Raw genomic sequence first — 8,519 nt, 5'->3', positions numbered from 1 at the left:
GACCGCCATGGTGATGTCGGTGGTGGTCGCCATGATCGGCGCCGAAGGCCTCGGCCTGGTCGTGCTGCAGGGCCTCGGCCGGCTCGATGTCGGCCGTGCCGCGGTCGGCGGCCTCGCCATCGTGCTGCTGGCCATGACGCTGGATCGCATCACCCAGTCGCTCGCCAAATCCAAGGGCGGCAAGGGCGTCCCGCTCCGCGCCGTGCTGCTGCGCCTGGTCGGCCGGCAGGATGGGCGCACACAACCGGCGGTCGCGGGCGGGTCGACGGCGCAGCCGACGGCCTGACCCGCACCCGGATCTTCATCACTCGGCAAACAACAAAAATCACTCGGAGGCACACCAATGGTTTCCAGCATGGGCCGTCGCGCCCGCCTGTCTGCCGCAATCCTGGCGGTAACCCTGTCCACAGCGATGCTGCCCGCCCTGGCGGATGACCTGCCGGGCAGCGGCAAGACCATCCGCTTCGTCCAGGACGACAGCCTGGGCGGCAACTATGTCGAGGACCAGATCCTGGTCACGGCGCTGAAGAAGCTGGGCTACGACGTCAACGTCACCGTGATGAACGGCACGCTGTTCTTCCAGGCGGCGTCGCAGGGCGATGTCGACATGAGCTCCGCCGTCACCCTGCCGCAGCGCGAGCCGGGTTACGAGAAGGTCAAGGATACGCTCGCGGTCGTCGGCACCGGCGGCATCCGCGGCGGCGGCATCAATGGCTATCTCATCGACAAGAAGACGGCCGACGCCAACAACATCACCCATTTCGACCAGCTGAAGGACCCGAAGATCGCCGCCCTGTTCGGCACCGACGGCAAGGCCGAGCTGACCGGCTGCGATCCCGGCTGGAGCTGCGCCGACGTCATCGAACACCAGGTCAAGGCGTTCGGCCTGTCCGACACCGTCCACATCGTCCGCGGCAAATACGAGGCGCTGATGGGCGAGACCGTCGCCCGGGTCCAGCGCGGTGAACCCGCGCTGTACTACACCTGGAGCCCGTCCTGGGTGAACGACGCGCTGGTGCCGGGCAAGGATGTGGTGTGGCTGCCGACGCCGTTCGATTCCCTGCCCGAGGGCATGCCGCCGATCAAGACCGCCCTCGTCCCCGGCGTGGTCGGTTGCGCCGGCGGCCAGGATCCCTGCCGCATGGCGCTGGGCGAATGGAACTACAACACCGTCGTCAACCGCACCTTCCTGGCCGCCAACCCGGCGGTGAAGACGCTGGTCGAAGCCGCCAGCTGGCCGCGCGAGACCTGGGTCGGCTGGGAAGGCTCGATCAACAAGGACGGCAGCGACAACCGCAACATCAAGAAGCTGGCCAACGACTGGATCGCCGCCAACCAGGCCGAATTCGACGGCTGGGTGGAAAAGGCCAGGGCCGCCCACTGACGGCTTGATTGCGACACAGGCCGCCCGGGACATCCCGGGCGGCCTTGTCTTTTTCAGGCCAGCGACTGCAGGTCGCCGCAGATGCTGATGGCCTGGCCGGAGATGGTGCGGCCGCGCGGCGACGCCAGCAGCAGGATGGTGTCGGCCAGCTGCCGTGGCTGGATCATCTCCTGGATCGAGGCCTGGGCCATGGCCTGGGCCTGCATGTCCTCCATCGCGATGCCGCGCTGCTCCGCCTTCGCCGTGAACACCCGGCGGATGCGGTCGCCCTCGACGATGCCGGGCTGGATGGCGTTGACCCGAATGCCGAGTTCGCCGAGTTCGATCGACAGCGACTTGGTGAAGCCGACCACCGCCCATTTCGACGCCGCATAGGGCGTGCGCAGCGGAAAGCCCAGCCGCCCGGCCGAGGACGACAGGTTGACGATGCTGGGGTTGCCGCTCTTCGTCAGATGCGGCACCGCCAGCCGGGTGCAGTTGAACTGGCCAGTGATATTGACCGTCAGCGTCCGATCCCACGCCTCCGGATCGATCTCATCGACCCGGCCGGTCGGCCCGGCGATGCCGACATTGTTGACCAGGCAGTCCAGCCCGCCCAGCGCCGCCAGCGACTCACCGAACAGCCGGGCGACGGCCTTGGCGGTCGGAGACGTCGGTGACCGTGCCGGTGACGGCCGGGTTGCCGGCGGTCAGGGCCTCCAGCGCCGCCCGGTCGATGTCGCAGACATGCACCCGCGCGCCCTCCTCGACGAAGGCCTGGACGATCTCCCGGCCGATGCCGGACGCGCCTGCTGTGACCAGGACCCGCAGGCCCTTGATGCCGAGATCCATGCCGTTTCCTCCTGGGTCGTTGTTGCTGCCCTGCCTCTAGATCGCCGCGTTGGGCGCGAAACCGCAAGCCGTGGAAAACGCAGCCCGGATTCGCCGAGCGCGATCTGGACCCGGCGGCGGCTTTGTCGGACCGTAGCGCTGTGCCTGCGGAAGCGCGGCCATGAGGGAGGAAACAGCCATGCCCATTGTCGCGATCATCGGCGCCGGGTTGATCGGCCGGTCCTGGGCCATCGTCTTCGCCCGCGCCGGATGGCAGGTCCGGCTGTTCGACGCCAGCACCGCGACCCTGGCTGCCGCACCGGCGCTGATCGCCGACGGGCTGGCCGATCTCGCCTCGCATGGCCTGGTCTACGATCCCCTCGCAGCCGCCGCCCGGGTCAGCCTCGCGGAGTCTCTGGCCGAAGCGGTGGCGGGCGTCGACCTGGTGCAGGAGAACCTGCCGGAGGATATCGAGGTCAAGCGCACCGTGTTCGCCCAGCTGGACGAGCTGGCACCGCGTGACGCGATCCTCGCCTCCTCCACCTCCGCCATCGTCGCCTCGCGCTTCACCGAAGGCCTCGCCGGCCGCGACCGCTGCCTGGTCGCCCACCCGGTCAACCCGCCGCATCTCGTGCCCGTGGTCGAGCTGTGCGGCGCGCCCTGGACCGCGCCGGCGACGATCGAGCAGGCGCGGGAGATCTACCGCGCGATCGGGCAGGAGCCGGTGACGGTCCATCGCGAGATCGAAGGCTTCGTGCTGAACCGCCTGCAGGGCGCGCTGCTGGCCGAGGCGTTCCGGCTGGTCGGCGACGGCGTCATCAGCCCGCAGGACCTCGACAAGACGATCCAGGATGGGCTGGGACTGCGCTGGTCCTTCCTCGGCCCGTTCGGCACCATCGAGCTGAACGCGCCCGGCGGCATCCCGGATTACTGCGCCCGCTACACCGGCTTCTACCGCCGCCTCGCCGCCGACCCGGCCGGGCCGGAGGTGTGGGACGGCGACACCGTCGCCCGGGTGCTGGCCGGCTGGGGCGAGACACCGGACGCCGCCGGGCTGGCCGCGCGCACCGCCTGGCGCGACCGCAGGCTCGCCGCGCTCAAGGCCCACAAGGCGGCGCAGGACGACGCCCCGGCCGGTTCCTGAGGGGGATTGCATCATCATCCGCGCCGTCGCCGGCAGCGATCCGTTATGCTGCCGCGACTCTGTCTGCACGAGGGTTCTGTCTATGCTCGACCACGTTTCCATCACCGTCTCCGATGTCGGCCGCGTCGCCCCGTTCTGGGATGCGGTGATGGGCGCACTCGGCGTGCCCTGCGTGGCGCGCAGTGAACAGCAGCTGGGCTATGGCACCCGCAACAAGCCCTGGGACGACAGCCACAGCTATCTCTCGATCGGGCAGAGCAGCGGCCCCTCCTTGGTGCCGGACAACCGGCACTGGTGCTTCCGCGCCCCCAACCGCGCCGCGGTGGATGCGTTCCACGCGGCGGGACTGGCGGCCGGCGGGCGCGACGACGGTGCGCCGGGCCTGCGCAGCTATCACCCGTCCTATTACGCGGCCTTCCTGCTCGACCCCGACGGCAACCGGATCGAAGCGGTCTGCCACCGCCCGCCGGACGATCTCTAGATCGGCTCCCGGGACGGCACGGGGTCAGGCTCCGGAGCCTGACCCCTGGTTTCGGGCTTCCTCGCGCCCTTTGCCTTTGTTGAGGGCACTGGCCGCGATCTTCTCGCTGGCCCGGGCTCTCACCGTACGACCGAAATCTTCCTCGTAGCCCTCCGGCAAAATGCCGTTCTGCTCCTCTCTCAACCGCTGCAGATGAGCCCACATCTGCCGGACCACGCTGTCCATATAGCCGCTATCATCGGCTGAGAGATCGATCAGCCCCTTGAAGAACATGCGCGCTTCCTCCTCCGCGGACCGGACGTGATGAACCGACGGCCCCGCACCGTCGTCCGGCACACCGTCCTGCGGATAAGAGGGCGGCCGAATTTCTTCGCCATTGCCGCCAATTTCGGACATCTGTGATATCGCGTTCTCGATGTCTTCCCAGTTGTCTTCGATTGTTGTCGGAGGCGGAGCCACGCCGTTCAATCTTGCTGTGAGGATGGCAATATACTCCTCATACAATTCAATATCGGCGACGGAAGGAATCGTCGCATTGCGTAATTTTTCAAGAGCCAGCTGCAGCGTGTAAATATTATCTGACAATACTTTTGATCGGTAGGTTTCCTGGGCCGATCCATACTGAGGAAGATCCAGATCTATCTCGTTGTCGGGCTCGTCCCTACGGTTCGTGCGGGCCAGTCGGGCTCGCTCCTCGCGCTCAAGCGCAAACCTGCGCCTGTTTCGCGCCGCCTCTGCACGGCGAGCCAGCAACTTGACCGCCTTTCTGATCTTGCTGGAGTCTCCATGCTGGGGCATCCGCCCAATGAGGAAATCCCTGGCTTCAGTCAGCACCGCCTCTTTGTCCGATCCCTCGTTCAGAGTGTTCAGAGCCTTTTGGATTTCATCCCGCTCTCCTTCCGAAATCCCATCCTGGTTCAACAGCGCCGACAGCCGCACTTGAAGTTTCTCGAATTTTTGAAGCCGGTATTGTTGAAGACTGTCGGGCGACGGCAGCCCCGACGAACTCAATCTTGAAGAAAAGAACAACCGGACCCGCAGGCGCCACGTCGGGGTGCGCTGCCGCACTGCTGCGTCCGGCTCGGCTACCCTTCCCCATCTCAGAGGGACAACCTGCCCCGAAGCGATCGCCTGTTGAAGCTGCCTATCACTTTGCGGGTCCAGGGATTGAAGGGGGTCGGTCGCAGGCGGTGTTTCGGAAGAAGCGGCATTCCCCGGGACCGGCCCGGCGGCCTGCTCGTAACCGGGCGGCAACTCCAGAGTCTCCGGCGGGATGTGGGCGGCTTCGGCAAGCCAGCTTCGATCTTCCGAGGAAAGACGAGCGCGGTGCTCATCCGGCGGTTGTTGCCCATCCATTCCGGCTCTGTCTCCCGCGCATCCGATCGATCGCGATCACCCTGACGTCAGGAGTGCCCTGGCGAGACCTCCTATCGGGCAGACTAGGCCATCCTGTAATCGAAAACCCCATGCGTGGCGTGAATGGTGGCATGCAGATTGTCGGGCGCCTGTCCTTCCGGATGTGGCCGAAATCCCACTATTGGCAAGAATGTCACCGCTTGCCTTCGTTTTGCCGGCTTCCGCCGTCATGCTTCCATCTGCTATCGGACATTGAGTGTTACGATTGTCGTTAAGAATCGACTTACAACACTGAATAAAGATGTGATTGTTCAGGGTCTCGTCATTTTGTTTCTACGACACGACGATGTCGTAAGCGAAATGACTGTCAGTGCGGACGTGTAAGAGATGGATTCTATTACCGCTTCGGTACGATCGGATCAGCGTTTGCTTTTCCCGGACCATGTCGAGCGTTTTTGCCGAGTCTGTGGCGGAAGCGCCGGGGAATGCCGGGAGGCGGTGGCCTGATGGGCGCGCAAAGCCGCACGAATGCTGAACTATTGATTCGATGCACGACCGACATCACCTGCACCGCTATGATGGAAGCAAGCATCCCGAAAGGGAGCGCGGGAAGCGGTAGGGATCGGATAGGTTCAATGGCTCAGGGGTCCGAGACGTCGTCGGGCACGCTCGCGGTTAAGAATCCCATTGCGAGCAAAAGTTTAGGGTCTCAGCTTCTCACACTTCTGCGGACGCTTCTGGCTTCACCCGACCGGAATCGCATCCTCGTTCTCTGCGTCGGCATCGTCCTGGTCGTGGCCGGAACCGCCGGGACGCAGATCCGGCTGAACGCCTGGAACCAGCCCTTCTACGACGCCCTGGCGCAGAAGAGCGTCAGCGGCTTCGTCCGCCAGCTCTTCGTCTTCGTCGCCATCGCCGGCGTGCTGCTCACGCTCAATGTCGCCCAGACCTGGCTCAACCAGACACTGAAGGTGCGGCTGCGGGCCGGGCTGACCCGCGACCTGTTCGGCGAATGGCTGAAGCCCAAGCGCGCCTTCCGCCTGGCCGGGGCCGGCGAGATCGGCGAGAACCCGGACCAGCGCATCCATGAGGATGCGCGGCACCTGACGGAACTCTCCACCGATCTCGGCATCGGCCTGCTGCAATCGACCCTGCTGCTGATCAGCTTCGTCGGCGTGCTGTGGATCCTGTCGCAGGGCATCGCCCTCCGGCTCAACGGCCAGTCCTTCTCGATCCCGGGCTACATGGTGTGGTGCGCGCTGGCCTACGCCGCCGTCGCATCCTGGCTCAGCTGGCGGGTCGGCCGGCCGCTGATCGACATCAACGCCGAACGCTATGCCCGCGAGGCCGATCTACGGTCGGCGCTGGTGCGCGTCAACGAGCATGTCGACAGCATCACCGTCGACGGCGGCGAGACCGATGAGCGCCGGCGCCTCGATCTCGATCTCGACCGCGTCATCGCCGTGATGCTGCGCTATGTCCGCGCCGTGACCGGGCTGACCTGGATCACCGCCGGCTATGGCTGGTTCACCATCGTCGCCCCGATCCTGGTCGCCTCGCCCGGTTATTTCGGCGGCGACCTCACCTTCGGCGAATTGATGGTGGCGGTCGGCGCCTTCGTCCAGGTACAGCAGGCCCTGCGCTGGTTCGTCGACAATTTCAGCAACCTGGCCGACTGGCGGGCGACGCTGCTGCGGGTGATGAGCTTCCGCGAGGCCCTGGTCTCGATCGAGCATCTCAACGGCGAACCGCGCAAGATCGAGTTCACCGAAGGCCCGGCCGACAAGCTGGGCTTCGAGAAGTTGGGCGTGCTGTCGAACACCGGCATGGCCGTGCTGGACGACGAGAAGGTCGAGATCGCCCCGGGCGAGCACGTGCTGATCGTCGGCCGCGCCAGCGGCGGCAAGAGCACCCTGTTCCGCGCCTTCGCCGGGCTGTGGCCCTGGGGCACCGGCCGGATCCTGGTGCCGCCCGCCGCCAACATGATGTTCCTGCCACAGCGGCCCTACCTGCCGCCGGGCACCCTGCGCGACGCCCTGGCCTATCCGAAGGATGCCGCCAGCTTCGGCGACGAGATGATCACCGCGGCGCTGAAACGCGTCGACATGGACCATCACCAGGTGTCGCTCGACCAGGTCAAGCACTGGGACAAGGAGCTGACCGGCGACGAGATGCAGACCCTGACCTTCGCCCGGCTGCTGCTGCACAAGCCGCAATGGGTGTTCATCGACGAGATGGTCGATGCGATGGACGAGGAACGGCGCAAGATCGCCATGTCGATCTTCGAGCATGAGCTGCCCGGCACCGCGGTCATCACCATCGCCCGGCGCGTGGTCAAGAACGGTTTTTACACCCGTGTCCTGAAACTGCACATGACGGATGAGGCGACGGGCGAGCGTAAGATGCCGATCGGCCGCCAGCCGCGGCGGGCGATCCCGTCCGCCGCCGGCTATGCCCCCCTGCTCCACCACCGAGACCCGATGGAATGACGAAACCGGCTGCCAAGACCCGCCGCGCCTCCTCGAAGAAGAGCGCGGCGCTGTCGGACGACGCCCTGCTCGACCTCGTGCAGCGCCAGACCTTCCAGTTCTTCTGGGACGCGGCGCACCCGGTCAGCGGCATGATCCCCGACCGCACCGACCGTCAGGGCAAGCCGCCGAACAACTGGGTCACGACGGGCGGGTCCGGCTTCGGCATCATGGCGATCATCGTCGCGGCCGAACGCGGCTGGATCGAGCGTGCGGCCGCGGTGGAGCGGCTGATGACCATCATCCGCCACCTCGAACACACCACCTCGCATCACGGCGTGTTCCCGCATTTCCTCGACGGCAGCACCGGCGCCACAGTGTCGTTCAGCCGCAAGGATGATGGCGGCGACCTGGTCGAGACCGCCTTCCTGTTCCAGGGCCTGCTGACGGCCCGCCAGTATTTCGACCGGGACGCCGCCAACGAGACCGAGTTGCGCAACCACATCACCTGGCTGTGGAACGAGACGGAGTGGAACTGGTACACCCGCGGCGGGCTGAACGTCCTGTTCTGGCACTGGGGCGCCAACAATGGCTGGGGCATGGGCCACGAGATCCGCGGCTGGAACGAATGCCTGATCACCTACATCCTGGCCGCCTCGTCGCCGCGCTATGCCATCGATGCCGACGTCTACCATAAGGGCTGGGCGATGGGCCGCTGGTTCCTGAGCCAGCGGAGCTATTACGACATCGAGCTGCCGCTCGGCATGCCCTATGGCGGGCCGCTGTTCTTCACCCATTACTCCTTCCTCGGCCTCGATCCGCGCGGCCTGAAGGACCAGTATGCCGATTACTGGGAACAGAACCGCCGGCACACGC

At 65.9% G+C, this 8,519-nt stretch carries 8 protein-coding genes and 1 pseudogene; 6 read left to right on the top strand and 3 right to left on the bottom strand.

The window, feature by feature from the left end; all coding sequences use genetic code 11:
* Together AC3XYG_RS40635 and proX are read left to right on the top strand one after the other, a co-directional pair.
* Window positions 1–286, top strand: a pseudogene (locus tag AC3XYG_RS40635) (hypothetical protein); the annotation flags it as partial.
* 57 nt (window positions 287–343) lie between these two features.
* The gene (proX, locus tag AC3XYG_RS40630) at window positions 344–1,384 is read left to right on the top strand and encodes a glycine betaine/L-proline ABC transporter substrate-binding protein ProX (protein ID WP_489145607.1); all 1,041 of its coding nucleotides are present in this window, start codon (window positions 344–346) and stop codon (window positions 1,382–1,384) included.
* Between the two features lie 53 nt (window positions 1,385–1,437).
* Here proX and AC3XYG_RS40625 read toward each other — a convergent pair whose 3' ends face one another.
* Together AC3XYG_RS40625 and AC3XYG_RS40620 are read right to left on the bottom strand one after the other, a co-directional pair.
* Window positions 1,438–1,965, bottom strand: coding sequence for an SDR family oxidoreductase (locus AC3XYG_RS40625; protein ID WP_489145608.1), 528 nt, complete (start codon window positions 1,963–1,965; stop codon window positions 1,438–1,440).
* A 31-nt stretch (window positions 1,966–1,996) separates the two neighbouring features.
* Complete coding sequence (locus AC3XYG_RS40620) at window positions 1,997–2,215, bottom strand: SDR family NAD(P)-dependent oxidoreductase (protein WP_489145606.1); 219 nt, start codon at window positions 2,213–2,215, stop codon at window positions 1,997–1,999.
* Between the two features lie 178 nt (window positions 2,216–2,393).
* Here AC3XYG_RS40620 and AC3XYG_RS40615 point away from each other — a divergent pair, with 178 nt between their 5' ends.
* Both AC3XYG_RS40615 and AC3XYG_RS40610 read left to right on the top strand, forming a co-directional pair.
* Window positions 2,394–3,338 carry a 3-hydroxyacyl-CoA dehydrogenase gene (locus AC3XYG_RS40615; RefSeq protein WP_489145605.1) on the top strand — a complete coding sequence of 315 codons (945 nt, stop codon included), beginning with the start codon at window positions 2,394–2,396 and terminating at the stop codon, window positions 3,336–3,338.
* A gap of 82 nt (window positions 3,339–3,420) precedes the next feature.
* Entirely contained in the window at window positions 3,421–3,819 is a 399-nt protein-coding gene (locus AC3XYG_RS40610; protein WP_489145604.1) for a VOC family protein, read from the top strand.
* 24 nt (window positions 3,820–3,843) lie between these two features.
* Here the strand turns inward: AC3XYG_RS40610 and AC3XYG_RS40605 are convergent, their stop codons facing one another.
* Entirely contained in the window at window positions 3,844–5,175 is a 1,332-nt protein-coding gene (locus tag AC3XYG_RS40605) for a hypothetical protein (protein WP_489145603.1), read from the bottom strand.
* Between the two features lie 485 nt (window positions 5,176–5,660).
* Between AC3XYG_RS40605 and AC3XYG_RS40600 the strand changes: the two genes are divergently transcribed.
* The gene (locus AC3XYG_RS40600; protein WP_489145602.1) at window positions 5,661–7,664 is read left to right on the top strand and encodes an ABC transporter ATP-binding protein/permease; all 2,004 of its coding nucleotides are present in this window, start codon (window positions 5,661–5,663) and stop codon (window positions 7,662–7,664) included.
* A partial coding sequence (locus AC3XYG_RS40595) for a glucoamylase family protein (protein WP_489145601.1) occupies window positions 7,661–8,519 on the top strand: 859 nt, incomplete at its 3' end. The genes AC3XYG_RS40600 and AC3XYG_RS40595, both read left to right, overlap by 4 nt.

The organism is Inquilinus sp. (assembly GCF_057815775.1).
Note: the sequence above shows the minus strand (reverse complement) of the source record. Positions and strands in the feature narration are given on the sequence as shown.

Coding starts and splice junctions, on each gene's coding strand:
- proX (WP_489145607.1), top strand. CDS start 344: ATGGTTTCCAGCATGGGCCGTCGCGCCCGCCTGTCTGCCGCAATCCTG.
- AC3XYG_RS40620 (WP_489145606.1), bottom strand. CDS start 2,215: ATGGATCTCGGCATCAAGGGCCTGCGGGTCCTGGTCACAGCAGGCGCG.
- AC3XYG_RS40615 (WP_489145605.1), top strand. CDS start 2,394: ATGCCCATTGTCGCGATCATCGGCGCCGGGTTGATCGGCCGGTCCTGG.
- AC3XYG_RS40610 (WP_489145604.1), top strand. CDS start 3,421: ATGCTCGACCACGTTTCCATCACCGTCTCCGATGTCGGCCGCGTCGCC.
- AC3XYG_RS40605 (WP_489145603.1), bottom strand. CDS start 5,175: ATGGATGGGCAACAACCGCCGGATGAGCACCGCGCTCGTCTTTCCTCG.
- AC3XYG_RS40600 (WP_489145602.1), top strand. CDS start 5,661: ATGCCGGGAGGCGGTGGCCTGATGGGCGCGCAAAGCCGCACGAATGCT.